The organism is Melghirimyces profundicolus (genome assembly GCF_003054245.1).
Lineage (GTDB): Bacteria > Bacillota > Bacilli > Thermoactinomycetales > DSM-45169 > Melghirimyces > Melghirimyces profundicolus.
In genome coordinates, this window is record NZ_QBKR01000008.1 from 31970 (window position 1) to 47377 (window position 15408).

Sequence of the window (15408 nt, forward strand, 5' to 3'; positions counted from 1 at the left end):
TCCCCCCTCGCACCGCGGCGAGGGGGGAATTCATCCGTTTTTGGGTTAAACGAGAATCCAGAGGGCAACGGCGCAGATCACGCCGATCCCGATCCCGGTGAACATGAACATGACGGTCAGCCGGTGTTTCTTGAAGTCCAGGTGCATGAAGGTGAAGAGTTGCAGGAACACCTGAACCACCGCAAGAGCCAGAATCAAGGGGATGACCAGATTCTGCGGCACGATGTTCAGGGCTACGGCGGCAAAGGCGACCGCTGTCAAAAGGATCATCCACCCAAATGAGATCAGGTGCTTCAGGCTGCTTTCGGAAGACTGTTTTTTTATCTGAGTTTGGTTTTGTTGAACCTTGGCTTCCATCTTTAACCCACCTTCCCCATCAGGTAGACGACAGTAAAGATGAAGACCCACACGACGTCCACAAAGTGCCAGTAGAGACTGGCCACGAAGAATTTCGGCGCGGTGTCCAGGTTGATTCCCCGACGGCGGGCCTGGATCATCAGAGCGGTAATCCAGGTGATTCCGAAGAGCACGTGGGCCCCGTGGGTCCCGACCAGCGTGTAGAAGGCGGAGCCGAAGGCGCTGCTGGTGAAAGTATGTCCTTCATGCACATACTCCACGAACTCATAGATTTCAAGCCCGAGGAAAGCGGCACCCAACAGAACGGTGACTCCGAACCAGAACATCAGCTTCTTGTAGTTGTTCTGATGCAGTCCCAGAACCCCCAGGACGCTGGTCAGACTGCTGGTCAACAGAATGATCGTGGCAGCCGCCACCATCGGGATCTTGTAGAGTTCCTGGGTGGTCGGTCCATCCAGGGTCGATCCTTTCAGAGCCAGATAGGTTCCGAAAAGACAGGCAAACAACACGGTCTCGGCCCCGAGGAAGAGCCAGAATCCGAGAACTTTGTTCCGACCTTCCATGGTGGCCCGCTCGGGATGGGGGGGCAGCCCGGCCGAAGTTTTTGCGTGCTCCAGTTCGGCTGTGCTCATTATGCGTTCGCCCCTTTCTCCGTTTTTTCAATCTCATCCGTTTCCACGTGATAGCCGTGGTCTTTTTCGAAGGAGCGGACAAACATTGTCAGGATCACGATGATCAACCCGAGGACCCCCACTTCGTTGGAACGGAAGACGAAGCCCAGACCGGAGACGAAAAATCCGAGGGTCATGACGAAGGGCAGGTGAGTATCGTTCGGCATGTGGATCGGACCCAGCGGTTCCGCCGGTTCCATCTCTTTTCGGCCGTTCATTTTCTCGTGCCAGAAGGCGTCCAGAGCCCGTACCCGCGGCAGTTGGGCAAAGTTATAGAAGGGCGCCGGGGACGAAATCGTCCACTCCAAGGTCCGGCCGTCCCAGGGATCGTTGCCTGCAGGAACGCGGTGACGGTAGCTGTAGACGATGTTAACCACCAACAGAATCGAGGCCACCGCCATCAGGAAGGCGCCATAAGTACTGATTTGGTTGATCAGGGTGAGGCCGTCCTCCGGCTGATAAGTGAACACCCGGCGCGGCATCCCGAACAGACCGATGAAGTGCTGAATGAAGAAAGTCATATGGAAACCGATGAAAAACAGCCAGAAATTCCATTTCCCGATCTTCTCATTGAGGGTATAGCCGAACATCTTGGGCCACCAGTAGTAGAGACCCGCCAGGACCCCGAACACGGTCCCTCCGATCAGCACATAGTGGAAGTGAGCCACCACGAAGTAGCTGTCGTGGTACTGGTAGTCCGCCGGCGGGGAAGCCAGCATGACCCCGGTCACTCCCCCCATCACAAAGGTCGGAATGAACCCGACGGCATACAGCATGGCGGTGGTGAAGCGGATCTTGCCGCCCCACATGGTGAACAGCCAGTTAAAGACTTTGATCCCCGTGGGGACGGCAATGGCCATGGTTGCAATCGCGAAGATCGAGTTGGCGACCGGTCCCATGCCCACCGTGAACATGTGGTGGGCCCACACCATAAACCCGAGGAATCCGATCAGGATGGTGGCGAACACCATGGAAGTGTAACCGAACAGACGCTTCTTGGAGAAGGTGGAAATCACTTCGGACATCACGCCGAAGGCGGGCAAAATCACGATGTACACTTCCGGGTGACCGAAAATCCAGAACAGATGCTGCCAGATGATGGGGTTTCCGCCTGCGGCCACATCGAAGAAGTTGGCTCCGAAGAGACGTTCAAACATGATCAGAAAGAGGCCGGCGGTCAACGGCGGAAAACCGAACAGGATCAGTGCGGAAGCGACGAAAGACGTCCAGGTGAACAGCGGCATCCGCAGGAAAGACATCCCCGGAGCCCGCATGTTGATGATGGTGACGAGGAAGTTGATGCCCCCGATCAGAGTCCCGATTCCGGAGATCTGAAGACCGAGCACGTAATAATCGATCCCCGTACCCGCACTGTATTCGTTTGCGGCGATCGGTACATAGTTGGTCCAGCCCGCGTCCGGAGCGTTCCCGAACAACCAACTCAGGTTCATCAGCAGCCCGCCGGCGAAAAACAACCAGAAACCCAGAGCGTTCAGGAAAGGAAAGGCAACGTCCCGCGCACCGATCTGAAGCGGAACGGCCACGTTCATCAGGGCGAACAACAGGGGCATGGCCACAAAAAAGATCATCGTCGTGCCGTGCATGGACAAAAGTTCGTTAAACGTCCGTCCCACAATGAAATCATTGTTGGGATAAAAAAGCTGCATTCGCATGAGCAGGGCTTCGATCCCGCCGAAGATGAAGAAAAAGCCGCCGCCCAACGCATAGAGGATCCCGATTTTTTTATGGTCCACGGTGGTGATCCAGTCCCAGAGCCAGTGGGACCTGAACCGCGCCATCAGTTCCTTGTTGTAACCACCGGTCAGGATGGCGCCGAGGAACAGGATGAATACGATGATGGTAACGATCGTAGCCAAAGGTTTTCCCTCCTCCAGTCACTGCCGACCCGCCCCGCAGCCAGGGGCGGGAGGGCCCGGATTACTCCAGGCTCCGCAGATATTCTTTCAGGTTGTTCATGTCTTTTTTGTTCAGGTAATCGAAAGACGGCATGTAGGTCCCGGGTTTGATCTGATCGGGGTGCTTCAACCATTTCTCCAGGTTCTCATCGTTGTTTTCCATCAGACCCGCCACTTTGTTCCGCTTGGCGAATCCCGTCAGGTTGGGACCTTTGTCTCCCTTGGTTTTCATTTTGGTGCCATCGATCGCGTGACAGCTCATGCAGTTTTGGGTGAATACTTCTTTACCCGCTTTCTGCTCGGCTGTCTGCGGTTCAGAGGAAGGGTTCTTCCTTTCGGCTACCCATTGGTCGAAGTCGCTCCTGTCTTCGGCCACGACTTCAAAGTTCATCAGGGCGTGGCTCGCACCGCAAAGCTCCGCGCAGCGCCCTGCGTAAGTACCGGGTTCCTTCGCGTCCAGCCACATCGTGTTGGTTTTTCCCGGATTCAGGTCCTGTTTACCTGCGAGCTCCGGCACCCAGAAGGAGTGAATCACATCATCCGAAGTCAGTTCCAGGTACACCTTTTCGTTCGTGGGAATATGCAGTTCCTGGGCGGTTTTGATCCCTAAGTCCGGATACTCGAACTCCCACCAATATTGGTGTGCCGTCACCTTCACCCGGAGGGCGTCCCCGTTGTCGGGGGCTTCCTCCGCCAGGGAGAAAGTGGTGGACAACGTGGGTACCGCCAGGATCGCAAGCAGAATGATCGGGATCACGATCCAGAGCAATTCCAGCTTCATGCTTCCTTCAATCTGCTTGGGAATGCTGTTATCCCCCGGTTTCTGACGGTAACGGATCAGGACATAGAAAAAGATGGCCATAACGACGACGAACACGAAGATCATGATGTAAATGCTCAACATGATCAGGTCAAGCTGGCTTTCACCGGCGCTCCCCTTGGGGTCGAACACCGTTTTGGCCGGTTCTTCGCATCCGGTCATCAAAAGGGTCAATATAGCGAAAATGGATAAAAGACGCGCTGAATGTTTCCCTCGACTCATACCCGTTTAACCCCGCTTTCTCTCTTCAAATCGATCAGACCGAACCCTATTTTATATCAAACAACGTCGCCGGACATTTGGGAATTGGAGCCAGGCGACCGTTGAATGCGTAGGTGGGACACCCGTATGGGCGACATCAACCGAAAAGCACCGGATCAATAAACATGGCCACCTGCATCAGGGTAAGATAGAGAAGTGAATAGAGGAACATCTTTCGTGCCCATCCTTCATCGTCTTCAGAAGACCAACCCGCCACGGCAAGGTAAATCCAGGCGCCGCCCAGAACCAGGGCCATCGTCAGATAAAGCCAGCTGACCACACCCGTCCCGAAGAGAAAGATCGAAACAGGCAACATCAGGGCGACGAAGAACAGCATTTGACGCCTGGTTTCGGCGAACCCTTTCACGACCGGAAGCATGGGAACACCGGCCGCCCGGTAATCTTCCACTTTCATCATCGCGAGAGCGAAGAAGTGGGGAGGCTGCCAGACAAACATAAACAGGAACAACATCCACGCGGGAAGATCCAAAGTCCCTTCCACCGCAACCCAGCCGATCATCGGAGGGACGGCTCCGGAAACACTTCCCACCACCGTGTTCCAGACCGTCGTCCGTTTCGTCCATGCAGTATAAACAAATACATAGACGAAAAAGCCGATCGCCGCCAAAAGCGCCGAAAGAGGATTCACAAGGGCCAGCAACACAGTGACGCCTGCCAGGCCCAGGAGGATTCCCATCCACAGGGCGGTCGGCGGCCGAATCCGTCCGGCAGCGACGGGACGGTTTTGCGTTCGTGCCATGAGGGGATCGATATCGCGGTCGATGAAGTTGTTGACTGTGCATCCACCGGCGATCACCAAGGCGGTTCCCAATAAGGTCGCCAGCAGGAGAGCCATGTTAAAGCTGTCATAACCGGCCAACCAGAACCCGGTGAATGCCGCCATCAGGTTGGACGCGTTGATCCCGGGTTTGGTCAGGGTCCAAAAATCTCTCCAAGTGGCTCTTTCCGCCATTTCCGAAGGAGATCCGCCGGTAAGGAGCCTGCCCGAGGATTCTTGAGTAATCGGTCGTTTCACGGTACCCCTCCTTTCTATGGACCGGGCCCACCGAGTTTGTATACTGCCCCGCTCCGCAGGCAACTTCACAGGATTCGCGGCCTCGTTGCCGGAGGGAAGAACGCCATTCTCAAACCCGGCAGGTTTGTTGCGATGGACAAAAAACTGCGCTGGAAATCCCCCGTCGCAACCCATGTGCTCCTCAAAGGGGATCCAGCGTTGTTTCCCCGGCGATTCAGGGCGCCAGCCCTTTGGGCACCGGAGATCTTCCCTGTTTCCTTCTTTCATTACCCGAGAAAAAAATATGGAAGTCTAGCAACGGGACAACGCATACAATGAATGGCAGCATAGTTCATTAACATTGTAGATGAGCCCAAATAACAACGTCAAGCAATCCGAAAAAGGTTCAAAATATGGATACATTAGTGGTGGGAGCGCTTTCGGAATACATAAAAAGAAGATCCGGTCCGCCGGATCACCTTTACGCTACTCCTCCGATTCCACCGTGGAGACATCGAGCCACTTGCGGACTTCCACACAAGTCCCTTTCCCCTCCACCGCCCGGATGGTGAAATCGTCCATCAGTTCCCGGACCTGACGCAACCCGTAGCCTTCCGTCGACGCCGGCGACTCCGACCGTTTGATCACCTGGTCCAGATCCTCAATCCCCGGTCCGAAGTCCTGAACCACAATCCGGATCCCTTTCTGATCCCCTTCGTGGACCTCCTCCACGAGGACCACCCCTTCTTCCGCATGATGCACCACATTCCGGGCCAGTTCGGATACCGACTGGACGATCCGGCTCTGTTCCAGTTCGTCGAACCCCAGGTCTTTGGTCACTTCCCGAACCTTGCTGCGGATTTTGACCACATCCCATTCATATTTAATGGGGATGATCTTACTCAACAAAGATCTCCTCCCGATCGGTTCACGGTGCACCGGTACGGATCGCCGGCGCATCGGACCTGTCCAAATGTTGTACGTTAAACAGCCGGGCGTACTTCCCTTCGAGCGCCATCAACTCCTCATGGGTCCCGCTTTCGACAATCCGCCCTTCTTCGATCAGACAGATCCGGTCCGCATGGGTGATCGTCGATAAGCGATGAGCGACCATCAGTGTGGTGCGCTGAACGGTCAACCGTTTGAGCGATTCCTGAATCAACCGTTCCGATTTGAGATCCAGGGCGGAAGTGGCTTCGTCCAAGATCAGGATCGCCGGATCCTTCAAAAACACCCGGGCAATCGCGACCCGCTGTTTTTGCCCACCGGAGAGCTTCACTCCCCGTTCCCCGATTTCCGTGTCATACCCATGAGGAAGCTCCATGATGAATTCATGGGCGTTGGCCGCTTTGGCGGCGGCAATCACTTCATCCATGGAAGCCCGGGGGTTTCCCATCCGTATGTTCTCTTGCACGCTTCCACTGAACAAAATATGATCCTGCAACACCATCCCGATTTGGGCCCGAAGGCTTTTCACCTTCCAATCCCGGACGTCGACCCCGTCCACCTCCACACGGCCCTTCTTCACATCGTAAAAACGGGGAACCAAGGAGACCAGGGAGGATTTCCCCCCTCCGCTCATCCCGACCAGCGCCACCGTCTGTCCCGGTGAAATCTCCAGGTCGATGCCTTTCAGCACTTCCTCTCCGCCTTCCTGGTAAGCAAAATGCACGTCCCGGAAGGCAATCTCCCCCCGTGCACGTTCGAGAGGACGGGCCCCGGGCCGGTCCACAATATCGTAGGACTCATCCATCAATTCAAACACCCGGTCCATCGAAGCGAGGGCCTGGGTCAGGGTGGTGGACGCATTCACCAGCCGGCGGATCGGGGAATAGATCAGCTGCAGATAACCGTAAAAGGCAGTCATCTCACCGATGGAAAGATCCCCCTGGATCACCTGGAACCCGGCGAAGGCAATCACCAGGATCGGCGCAATGTCCGTAATCGTGTTAACCGCGGCGAAAGTCCGGGCATTCCAACGGGCATGTGCCAGCGCCTTCCCCAAAAAATGCCGGTTCCTCTGTTCAAATTGTCCCTGTTCATGCTCTTCCAAATTGAAGGCTCGGATCACGGAAATGCCCTGAATGCGTTCATGGAGGTGACCCTGCATCTCAGCCAGTGCCTGAGAGCGTTCTCGGGTCAACCTCCTCAAACCCTGATAAAAATATTTGACAGCCAGCCCATAGAGGGGGAACACCGAAAGGGAAACCAAAGTCATCCAAGGATCCATCCACAGCATGATCCCGACGGCGATCGACAACGTGGTAAGATCCAGCCAGATGTTCATCATTCCGGTGACGACGAATTCCTTGGTCTGTTCCACGTCGTGGATGACGCGGGATATCACTTGTCCCACCCGTTGGTTATTGTAAAAACGAAGTGACAGTTTCTGCAGGTGGTCCATCAGACGATCCCGCACATCGAACAACACGCGACTGGCTGTCCATTGAGCAAAATACTGTCGGTAATATTCAATCGGCAGACGTAACACCGTAAAGATAAATAACGCACCGGCTACCACCCAGGTCAGGTCCGTCACCTTTTCCCGTGCGGGCAAATCCGCCAGCAGGATATCATCAACCGCGTATTTGAGGATCAGAGGCAACAGCAACGGAATGCCGAATTTGAGGACGCCCACTCCCATGGTGGCGGCAATCTGCTTCCGGTAAGGGCGGATAAACCGTAGATATCTACGAATACTCCCCAACCGATTTCAACTCCAGACTTATGAAATCTCAATCACGTTCTTCTCAATTATATCAGAGGCAGGATACGCGTTCGGAGTAAAAAGAAGGATGTAACAAGAATGTACGATGTTGTTCATCCCTTTTACTCCGAATAACGGTTTCGAAGTCGCTTAAGTTTTTATGTAAATCCGTCTTCGGAAATATTTCTCCAATTTTTCGATATCTATCCCCTGATCACCTCTTCGTCAAGCTCCTTGTACGGCCTGCGACTTCCTTTCCCGTTATGAATCGCTCGGGGATCTGCTTGGAGGTGCTTTTGAACCCCTTCATAATGGGCTCTGTTCAGATATTGCCAAATCACCGTCATCTCTGTGCCGCTTCCATTGATCCACTGTCCCACAAGTCTGGCACCGTACTTGGCTTCGTTGGGATAAAGGACCCGGTGAAAGTAACGGCGGAACGCTTCCTTCTGCTCGGGACTGATTTGGTAAACCCGTTTCCGATAAAACACGAATATCCCTCCATCTTCCATCAAAGTCAATCGATACACCATCCGGTATCCCGTCATCCAACACCGCTCATCATTCATGTTATTCCCGATGCAAACCGTTTTTTCATTCCCTGAAAAGAAAAAAAACCGCCTGTTGGCGGCTTTTCTTGAGGCTGCTGTTTCAGCTCCGGGCTTTTTCCAGAGCGGGAAGCAGCTTGTTGTTCAGGATTTTGATATAGGTGCCTTTCATCCCGAGAGAGCGGGATTCCACCACACCCGCGCTTTCCAGTTTGCGGAGAGCGTTCACGATCACCGATCGGGTAATGCCCACACGGTCGGCGATTTTGCTGGCGACCAACAGGCCTTCGTTCCCGTCCAGCTCATTGAAGATGTGTTCCGCGGCCTCCAGTTCACTGAAGGAAAGCGAGTTGATGGCCAGTTGAACCACGGCCCGGCTGCGCGCTTCCTCTTCAATTTTGCCGGCCCGTTCCCGGAGAATTTCCATACCGACAACGGTCGCGCCGTACTCGGCGAGGACCAGGTCATCATCCACAAACTTTTCGTTGATCCGGGACAGAACGAGGGTGCCGAGATGATCCCCACCGCCCACGATCGGTACCAGCGTGGTATACCCGTGTTTGAACATGTCTTTCATTTCCACCGGATAAGCCGTCAGTGGATCATCGACACTGATGTTGGAAGAGGTTTTTTCCACATCCATCAGCATGGTCGCATACTCTTCGGGAAATTGCCGCTCTTTGAGATACTTCTGCATGCGTTCGTTTTCGATTTCATGGTTGATGGCCAGTCCGAGGATGTCCCCTTCGGGGCTCACCACATAAATGTTGGCACCGATCACGTCACACAACGCTTCGGCCACCTGGTCAAAATCCACCAGATGGTGACCCACATTTTTTTGCAGGATCTTGGAGATCCGTCGGGTTTTGTTCAACAGATCCATGATACTGTTCCCCCCTAAAATCAATTCAAATTCAAAGGTTTGTTTTTCTATTCACAAATTGCACCGGGATCGTGTAAAATATTTCTGCACTCGACACGCTTTGTATGATCCGATGCTTAGATCATTGTCAATTATGTGAAGCGGTGGGCAAACCCCACACTTTTCCCATTATGCAACGACCTTTTCCCGCGCGCATCCGGTATTTGTGAACAGTTTTTGACTTTTTGCGTATTATTTGAAATCGCTTCCTCTTTCCGTCAGAGAAAAGCAGCCAGGGACGGTCTCCAGAGGATGAACTCCACCTTCCCTTCGATCAGATCGTCGGGCACCTGACCTACGCTGGGATACCTCGAATCCCTGCTGGCATAGCGGTGACGGTTATCCCCCATGACAAACACATTCCCCTTTTTCACAATCATCGGACCGAATTTCCCGTCTTCGATTTCGCTGTCGATATAAGGTTCACGGACCCTTTTACCGTTCCGGTAAAGTTCACCTCCCTTGATTTCGATGCGGTCTCCGGGAATGCCGACCACACGCTTGACCAGGTATTTCCCGCTGTGTGAAGGATCTTCGAAAGTGATCACGTCCCCCCGCTGGGGCTTTTCAAACATAAAATGGAACTTGTTGATTAACAGACGATCTCCGTCCTGCAGGGTCGGCTCCATGGAAGTCCCGTTCACTATGGAAAACGCCATCCCGAATTGGTTGATGACCAGAGCGGCGGAAACAGCCAGGAGCAAGGTTCGAACCCACGATACAAAACGGGGTTTACGACTTTTCATCTTTACATCACTTCACCCCATTAACTTGGTTTGCATACGAAAGATAGAGATAATAACTGTTTTCCACAAACCCGGGGGTGAACGGTTCTTTCCCGTTTTCCGCACGATATTCCAACTCGGAAGCCGCATCCAGCACTTTTTTCACCACATCGGACGGATAGCCGTATAAACGCCGGTTTTTCAAGAACTCGTCCCAATCGAGCCAGCGGAAGTTCCCTCCGGGTTCCACCAGAAGATCCAGGTCATAATCGATGTAAACCAAGTTTCCATCCTCCATCTCAAAGGGGGAAGCCAGGTTGCAGTAAAATCGGTGGGATCCCTCGGGGGAAAACAATAATATCGTATTAAACCACTTGTTTCTATGAAACTGGCAAACGGCCAACCCTTCGGAAATCCACGTTCTCCCGTCGGATTCCGTCACCTTCACATCCCGGTTGGCCACCCGGAGGGATGATCCGACAGTCAGGACAACGGATCGTTCCCAGGAGCGGTGAAAGCTGCCGTCGTGTTTTCGGCTGATAATCCGGATGTGGTCTTTCGGTTGAACCATTCGGATCGAATCCTTTCTCTCTACCCATTTTCCTGTATTGCCAAAAAGAAGGATTTATAAACAAAAAATCAGAATTGATACGAAGCGCTCTTTCTCCCACCTGGTTCCGTCGCTTATTTACCACCCAAAGCTTCGAGGTTCAAAACCCGGTTCCAAAGGCGAAAAGGTGTCATCAAAGGACTCCTTTCGGGCACGATTCCTCGATTTTAACAGTCCTGACTTGACATGGTTTCCGGCGGTATGCATAATAATAAAAACCACAATTAAGCATGAACGTAACAAACGCAATGAAGGGGCCAGTAAGGCCGGGCGTCCGTTCAGAGAGCGAACCCCGCAGGCTGAAAGGGATCGCCGGCAACGCCCGCCCCAACCCACCCCGGATGCGGACGGCGAAGAGCCGGAACGGAACATCCCCGTTATCGAAGGAGGAGGCTGATCCAGCCTCCCGCAAAGCTGGACACATCTGTGTCAACTAAGGTGGTACCGCGGAAGAAAACCCCTCTTTCGTCCTTGAGGCGAAGAGGGGTTTTGTGTTTGGAAAAAGAGGGCGAAGGAGGAGTAAGAAATGGAAGATCAAAAGCAAATTCTCTTTCTCGGAGCGGGTTCCATGGCGGAAGCGATTCTGTCCGGCCTTTTATCCAACACCCAAACCACAGCGGACCGTATTCATGTCATCAACCTTAAAAACACGGAGCGGATTCGGAGACTGGAGGAAAAATACCGTGTCCTTTCTCCAAGGAACAAGAGAGAAGCCATTCATAACGCGGACACGGTCATTCTTGCGATGAAACCGAACGATATGGGATCAGCCCTTCAGCAGTGGGGATCCTGCTTTTCTTCCGGACAATGCGTCATTTCTGTCGCCGCCGGGATTTCCACCCGTTTCATCGAAGAGCGGATCCCCGCCCGTACGGCAGTGATCCGGGCGATGCCCAACACTTCCAGCATGGTGGGGGCGTCGGCCACGGCCCTGTGCAGAGGGCAAGATGCGGATGATTCGGACCTGCAGGAAGCCATCCGTATCTTTTCCTCCATCGGAACCACGGTGGTGGTTGAGGAGAAGGATATGGATGCGGTTACCGGACTGTCCGGGAGCGGGCCCGCTTACATTTATTATTTGGTGGAAGCCCTGGAACAGGCGGGCATCTCCGCCGGGCTCACCCCTCCCGTCGCCCGGAGGCTCACGCTGCAGACATTGATGGGGGCCGCACGGATGCTGGCGGAAACCGGTGAGGAGCCTGCGGAACTTCGACGCAAAGTCACCTCTCCCGGAGGGACGACCATGGCCGGCCTGGAAACGCTGGCACAGCACCACTTTCAGGAATCTCTGATCCTGGCGGTACAGCGGGCACGACAACGCTCCAAAGAACTGGGAAGCACCTTCGCCTCCCCCGCCGCCCGTTAAAAAAACCACCCCTCATGGGTGGTTTTTCATTTTCAGCTTTTCATTCCCAAGGTAGCCTCTTGGACGTTGCGGTATTCTTTCGCCAGTGAGACCGCTGGACGAACGTCCAGATAACCTGCCTGATCTCCTTCCATCTCCTGGGCGGTATGCATCAGGATGGCTTTGACGTCATTGGGGCTGAGCCGCGGGTTGGCTTCCAACAGGAGTGCTGCCACGCCGGCGCAGAAAGGGGTCGCCATGGACGTTCCCGACAGGCTGATGTAATGTTCATTCACCATGTTTTCAGGAAGTTGCTCTTCAATGGGCGAACCGGGAACCGACAGGGAAATGATATGGGTGCCGGGGGCATAGACATCCGGCTTCACCAACAGGTCAATGGTCGGGCCACGGCTGGAATAAGGGGCTTTTACATCGTCTGCCCGATCCACGGTATTGCGGTCATCGGCGGCTCCAACCGTGATGATCACAGGGTCAAACCCGGGCGTACTGATGGTTCCCGGATAGGGACCTTCGTTGCCGGCAGCGGCACAGACCACGATGCCGTGATGCCAGGCCACTTCCGCCGCCTGAGCCAGGGGGTCGTCCCTGTAGGACTCATAGGCGGGAGCCCCGAGGGAAAGGGAAAGGATTCGGATCCCGTATTTCTCCCGATTCTCCACACACCACTCCACCCCTTTGATTACGGTGGACAGTTGACCGCTTCCGTTCGCATCCAACACTTTGACACCGACGATGTTGGCTTCGGCGGCCGGTCCTGCGTATAACCCTTCCGACCGGTAGCCGTTCCCTGCAGCATCCCCCGCGCAATGGGTGCCGTGGCCCTGATCGTCGTACGGTTCTTCTCTTCCGTTTACCAGATCCGCGAAAGCGATGATCCGGGAATCGGGTTTCATCAGGTCATCATGAGGATAAACGCCCGTATCGATGACCGCAATGGTCACGTTCTTGCCCGTCAGACCCTCTTGGGCCTGCACATCCGCCACACCGCTCGATTTCCGTGCCACGTCAAGAAAAGCCCGGACTTCCCGGTCGTAGTAAATGCGACGGACTTCTTCCCTTTCGGACAGTTCCCGGAGGGTGCCGGGCCGGACCTTCCCGTGGAAACCGCCCAACAGCTTCAATTCCCCATCCACCGTGTTGCACGACCCGTCCCGGCAGAGGTTGAGCACTTCCTCCCGCTTGGAGTCTTCCGCTTCGCGGTGGAAGCTGACGATGACCGGAACCGCTTCATTCTCCTCATCCGCTCCGATCTCCCTCAGCCGCTTCAGTTCCCGGACCAAACCGGGATCGAGAAAGCGACCGGGTTGTTCAAACCATGCTCCCTGTTCTTTAGCCATGCCACCACCTCCTGCCGTTACATTTGGACATCCACAGGATAATCCCCTTCTTTAAAATGTATATTTTTAGAATCTTTTTCCCTATGAATGAACAACAAAAAAATCCGTACCCGTTTGGAAGTACGGAAGTCGACTGCATATACAAAAGGTTTTGTCAATTGACTCCAAAATAAGATCAAAAAGATACAAATGCATGATACCCATGGAAGTCAAACCGATCCCGATACCCGAAAATGATGCAGTCCGTTCTTCTCCGACTGTGAAGACCGGATCCCCTGGTATCCCAGATGCTGATAAAAAGGGTAGAGTTTCTCCGTTCCTTCGTCCACCATCACCTGAATCTGACGAACCCCTTTGCTACGAAAACGGTCTTCCAGCATTTCAGCAAGACTGCGCCCCACCCCGCGCCCCTGATATTCGGGATGAACCGCCAAACAGTAAAAATAACCCGTATCTTTCTCCATCGTTCCCACAATCGCACCGACAACCCGATCATCGATTTCCGCCACCAAGACCAGGTCCCGGTCATAGGCCAACTGCTTGGACAAGACCTTCAGCGTCTCCTGTTCCTTTTCCATGGAAGCCGTCAGCTGCCAGATGGAAGTGACCGCATGAATGTCGGAGAGCTGGAAAGAACGCAGCATCATAAGGCAAATCCTCCTGTGATGATGGTGCCATTAGTGTACTAGATCAGATGAAGCCTGTGCAATTGTGATCATTGTGTAAAGAAAACGCTTACTCCGACCTGTACAATCTTCGTTCGCCCGTTTTTTGCTTTTTTCTTCAAACTGATCCCGGCACTCAGGGAAATTATCCCTTTTCGGTTGCCACAGGGGATTCCTTCCGGTTGCGGATGATCTCCTTCGCTAAAAACCAGGACCAGGGGACCGTCAGCAGAAGGGAACATGCGGTCAACCAAGGCAACAGGTTTTCAGACCAACGGAAAGCGAGGGAGGAAAGCAGTACAAAACTCCACACCGCCAGGGAATAAAGGGCGACGCGATTGGAAAAGTGATCTGTCCGGTACATGACCGCCGTATATATGTAACCACTGACCGCAAAGCAGGAGCAGCTGAACACCCCCAACAACTTTCCCAACAACGCCTCCCATTGGATGATGTAACCCGCCATACGCTCAGTAGGCACCTCCAGAAACATTTGGGAGAGCGCCGGCATGAAGGTCATCTGGATGATGTCGTGCAACATCCACGCCATCGCGCCGATGATCCAGATCAACAGAGCCATCTGAAGAACCGGCCGGTAACCGGAATCCAAGACGCGAGTCAGAACCGCAAACACTCCCGTCAACGCCAGCACCGCCAGCAGATTGCTCCCCCAGGACCAAAACACGACTGTCTTGTTCGCGTGGATATACATCATCCGTTCGCCCAGGGAACCCGTCCCCTTCCCCGTCAAGAACATCAGCGTCAAAATCACCGCCGCCAGATTTACCGCCGCCGTTGCCCGCATCCACCACGGGGCCCAGATCCTGTAGCCTTTCATCCTGCCCCCCCTTTTTATTGCCGCCTTTCGGACTCTTCCCATCCATGAATCGGGTATGTGACCCCAAAGGAATACTCAAAAAAGAGTACCCGTCCGTGTGGGTGCTTTGCTCCCGGTCTCCCTGAAAACATTGTGAAAAAGGGAGCGGCGGCATTCACCCGAAGACGCTCCGGTTGTACTCACAGAGTACAAGTCTCGCCGGGGTCGCTCACTCCCGGTCTCGCTATGCACTCACAGAGCACAAGTCTCGCCGGGGGTCGCTCACTACCGGTCTCGCTATGTACTCACAGAGTACAAGTCTCGCCGGGGTCGCTCACTCCCGGTCTCGCTATGTACTCACAGAGCACAAGTCTCGCCGGGGGTCGCTATGCTTCCTTAAGGGATGCAGGCACGGTCCGCTCCGAATCATCCTGCTTCGGGCAGGGCAAAACGCCTGCGGATGCAACACAGAGAAGCTTTTGCCCCTGAACGCCCTTGCCGGCTGATTCTCCGCCGGGCAGGACAGCAAAGGCGCTGTTTCGGGTAAACGCTTCCCTTCTTCTGAGCCTGACAATATATACAACGCTTCTGAGAGAGAATGGTGTCTTTCAGCATCAAGGTACTGGATTCAACTGTTCTTCCTATATTTATATGGTGGGGCAACCCCTCTC

Annotated in this window: 15 protein-coding genes; 1 reads left to right on the forward strand and 14 read right to left on the reverse strand. The window is 54.1% G+C overall.

The features are described from left to right. Positions 1 to 45: 45 nt before the first annotated feature. The 11 genes from C8P63_RS07205 to C8P63_RS07255 form a co-directional block, all read right to left on the reverse strand. Positions 46 to 357, reverse strand: coding sequence for a cytochrome C oxidase subunit IV family protein (locus C8P63_RS07205; RefSeq protein ID WP_108022680.1), 312 nt, complete (start codon positions 355 to 357; stop codon positions 46 to 48). Between the two features lie 2 nt (positions 358 to 359). Next, positions 360 to 989 carry a cytochrome (ubi)quinol oxidase subunit III gene (locus tag C8P63_RS07210; RefSeq protein WP_108022681.1) on the reverse strand — a complete coding sequence of 210 codons (630 nt, stop codon included), beginning with the start codon at positions 987 to 989 and terminating at the stop codon, positions 360 to 362. Beyond that, positions 989 to 2827, reverse strand: coding sequence for a cytochrome c oxidase subunit I (ctaD, locus tag C8P63_RS07215; protein ID WP_108022859.1), 1839 nt, complete (start codon positions 2825 to 2827; stop codon positions 989 to 991). The genes C8P63_RS07210 and ctaD overlap by 1 nt, the downstream gene beginning before the upstream one ends. Before the next feature lie 139 nt (positions 2828 to 2966). After that, positions 2967 to 3986, reverse strand: a complete 1020-nt coding sequence (gene coxB, locus C8P63_RS07220; protein ID WP_108022682.1) for a cytochrome c oxidase subunit II — start codon at positions 3984 to 3986, stop codon at positions 2967 to 2969. A 136-nt stretch (positions 3987 to 4122) separates the two neighbouring features. Further along, positions 4123 to 5061 carry a heme o synthase gene (gene cyoE / locus C8P63_RS07225; protein ID WP_108022683.1) on the reverse strand — a complete coding sequence of 313 codons (939 nt, stop codon included), beginning with the start codon at positions 5059 to 5061 and terminating at the stop codon, positions 4123 to 4125. Positions 5062 to 5526: 465 nt separating this feature from the next. Then, positions 5527 to 5946: an ATP-binding protein gene (locus C8P63_RS07230; RefSeq protein ID WP_170109544.1), complete on the reverse strand. Its 420-nt coding sequence runs from the start codon at positions 5944 to 5946 to the stop codon at positions 5527 to 5529. A 22-nt stretch (positions 5947 to 5968) separates the two neighbouring features. Beyond that, positions 5969 to 7747 carry an ABC transporter ATP-binding protein gene (locus C8P63_RS07235; RefSeq protein ID WP_281258691.1) on the reverse strand — a complete coding sequence of 593 codons (1779 nt, stop codon included), beginning with the start codon at positions 7745 to 7747 and terminating at the stop codon, positions 5969 to 5971. A 203-nt stretch (positions 7748 to 7950) separates the two neighbouring features. Further along, positions 7951 to 8238, reverse strand: a complete 288-nt coding sequence (locus C8P63_RS07240; RefSeq protein WP_170109545.1) for an NIPSNAP family protein — start codon at positions 8236 to 8238, stop codon at positions 7951 to 7953. Between the two features lie 160 nt (positions 8239 to 8398). Next, on the reverse strand, positions 8399 to 9178 hold the full coding sequence (codY, locus tag C8P63_RS07245; RefSeq protein WP_108022687.1) for a GTP-sensing pleiotropic transcriptional regulator CodY: 780 nt from the start codon (positions 9176 to 9178) through the stop codon (positions 8399 to 8401). Positions 9179 to 9435: 257 nt separating this feature from the next. Then, a complete protein-coding gene (gene lepB, locus C8P63_RS07250) occupies positions 9436 to 9963 on the reverse strand; it encodes a signal peptidase I (RefSeq protein WP_108022688.1) in 528 nt (175 codons plus the stop codon). Between the two features lie 7 nt (positions 9964 to 9970). Then, the gene (locus C8P63_RS07255; RefSeq protein ID WP_108022689.1) at positions 9971 to 10513 is read right to left on the reverse strand and encodes a DUF402 domain-containing protein; all 543 of its coding nucleotides are present in this window, start codon (positions 10511 to 10513) and stop codon (positions 9971 to 9973) included. A gap of 565 nt (positions 10514 to 11078) precedes the next feature. Between C8P63_RS07255 and proC the strand changes: the two genes are divergently transcribed. After that, on the forward strand, positions 11079 to 11918 hold the full coding sequence (proC, locus tag C8P63_RS07260) for a pyrroline-5-carboxylate reductase (RefSeq protein ID WP_108022690.1): 840 nt from the start codon (positions 11079 to 11081) through the stop codon (positions 11916 to 11918). A gap of 32 nt (positions 11919 to 11950) precedes the next feature. Here proC and C8P63_RS07265 read toward each other — a convergent pair whose 3' ends face one another. From C8P63_RS07265 to C8P63_RS07275, 3 genes are all read right to left on the reverse strand, one after another. Beyond that, positions 11951 to 13255, reverse strand: coding sequence for a S8 family peptidase (locus C8P63_RS07265; protein ID WP_108022691.1), 1305 nt, complete (start codon positions 13253 to 13255; stop codon positions 11951 to 11953). Positions 13256 to 13464: 209 nt separating this feature from the next. Further along, positions 13465 to 13902, reverse strand: a complete 438-nt coding sequence (locus tag C8P63_RS07270) for a GNAT family N-acetyltransferase (protein ID WP_108022692.1) — start codon at positions 13900 to 13902, stop codon at positions 13465 to 13467. 163 nt (positions 13903 to 14065) lie between these two features. Further along, positions 14066 to 14758 (reverse strand): hypothetical protein, encoded by a 693-nt coding sequence (locus tag C8P63_RS07275; RefSeq protein ID WP_108022693.1) that lies wholly within the window; start codon positions 14756 to 14758, stop codon positions 14066 to 14068. Positions 14759 to 15408 lie beyond the last annotated feature (650 nt).

Excerpts from the sequence above, each read along its gene's own strand:
- coxB (WP_108022682.1), bottom strand. The coding sequence starts at position 3,986 with ATGAGTCGAGGGAAACATTCAGCGCGTCTTTTATCCATTTTCGCTATA.
- ctaD (WP_108022859.1), bottom strand. The coding sequence starts at position 2,827 with ATGGCGCGGTTCAGGTCCCACTGGCTCTGGGACTGGATCACCACCGTG.
- codY (WP_108022687.1), bottom strand. The coding sequence starts at position 9,178 with ATGGATCTGTTGAACAAAACCCGACGGATCTCCAAGATCCTGCAAAAA.
- C8P63_RS07255 (WP_108022689.1), bottom strand. The coding sequence starts at position 10,513 with ATGGTTCAACCGAAAGACCACATCCGGATTATCAGCCGAAAACACGAC.
- C8P63_RS07205 (WP_108022680.1), bottom strand. The coding sequence starts at position 357 with ATGGAAGCCAAGGTTCAACAAAACCAAACTCAGATAAAAAAACAGTCT.
- proC (WP_108022690.1), top strand. The coding sequence starts at position 11,079 with ATGGAAGATCAAAAGCAAATTCTCTTTCTCGGAGCGGGTTCCATGGCG.
- lepB (WP_108022688.1), bottom strand. The coding sequence starts at position 9,963 with ATGAAAAGTCGTAAACCCCGTTTTGTATCGTGGGTTCGAACCTTGCTC.
- C8P63_RS07270 (WP_108022692.1), bottom strand. The coding sequence starts at position 13,902 with ATGATGCTGCGTTCTTTCCAGCTCTCCGACATTCATGCGGTCACTTCC.
- C8P63_RS07275 (WP_108022693.1), bottom strand. The coding sequence starts at position 14,758 with ATGAAAGGCTACAGGATCTGGGCCCCGTGGTGGATGCGGGCAACGGCG.
- C8P63_RS07265 (WP_108022691.1), bottom strand. The coding sequence starts at position 13,255 with ATGGCTAAAGAACAGGGAGCATGGTTTGAACAACCCGGTCGCTTTCTC.
- C8P63_RS07210 (WP_108022681.1), bottom strand. The coding sequence starts at position 989 with ATGAGCACAGCCGAACTGGAGCACGCAAAAACTTCGGCCGGGCTGCCC.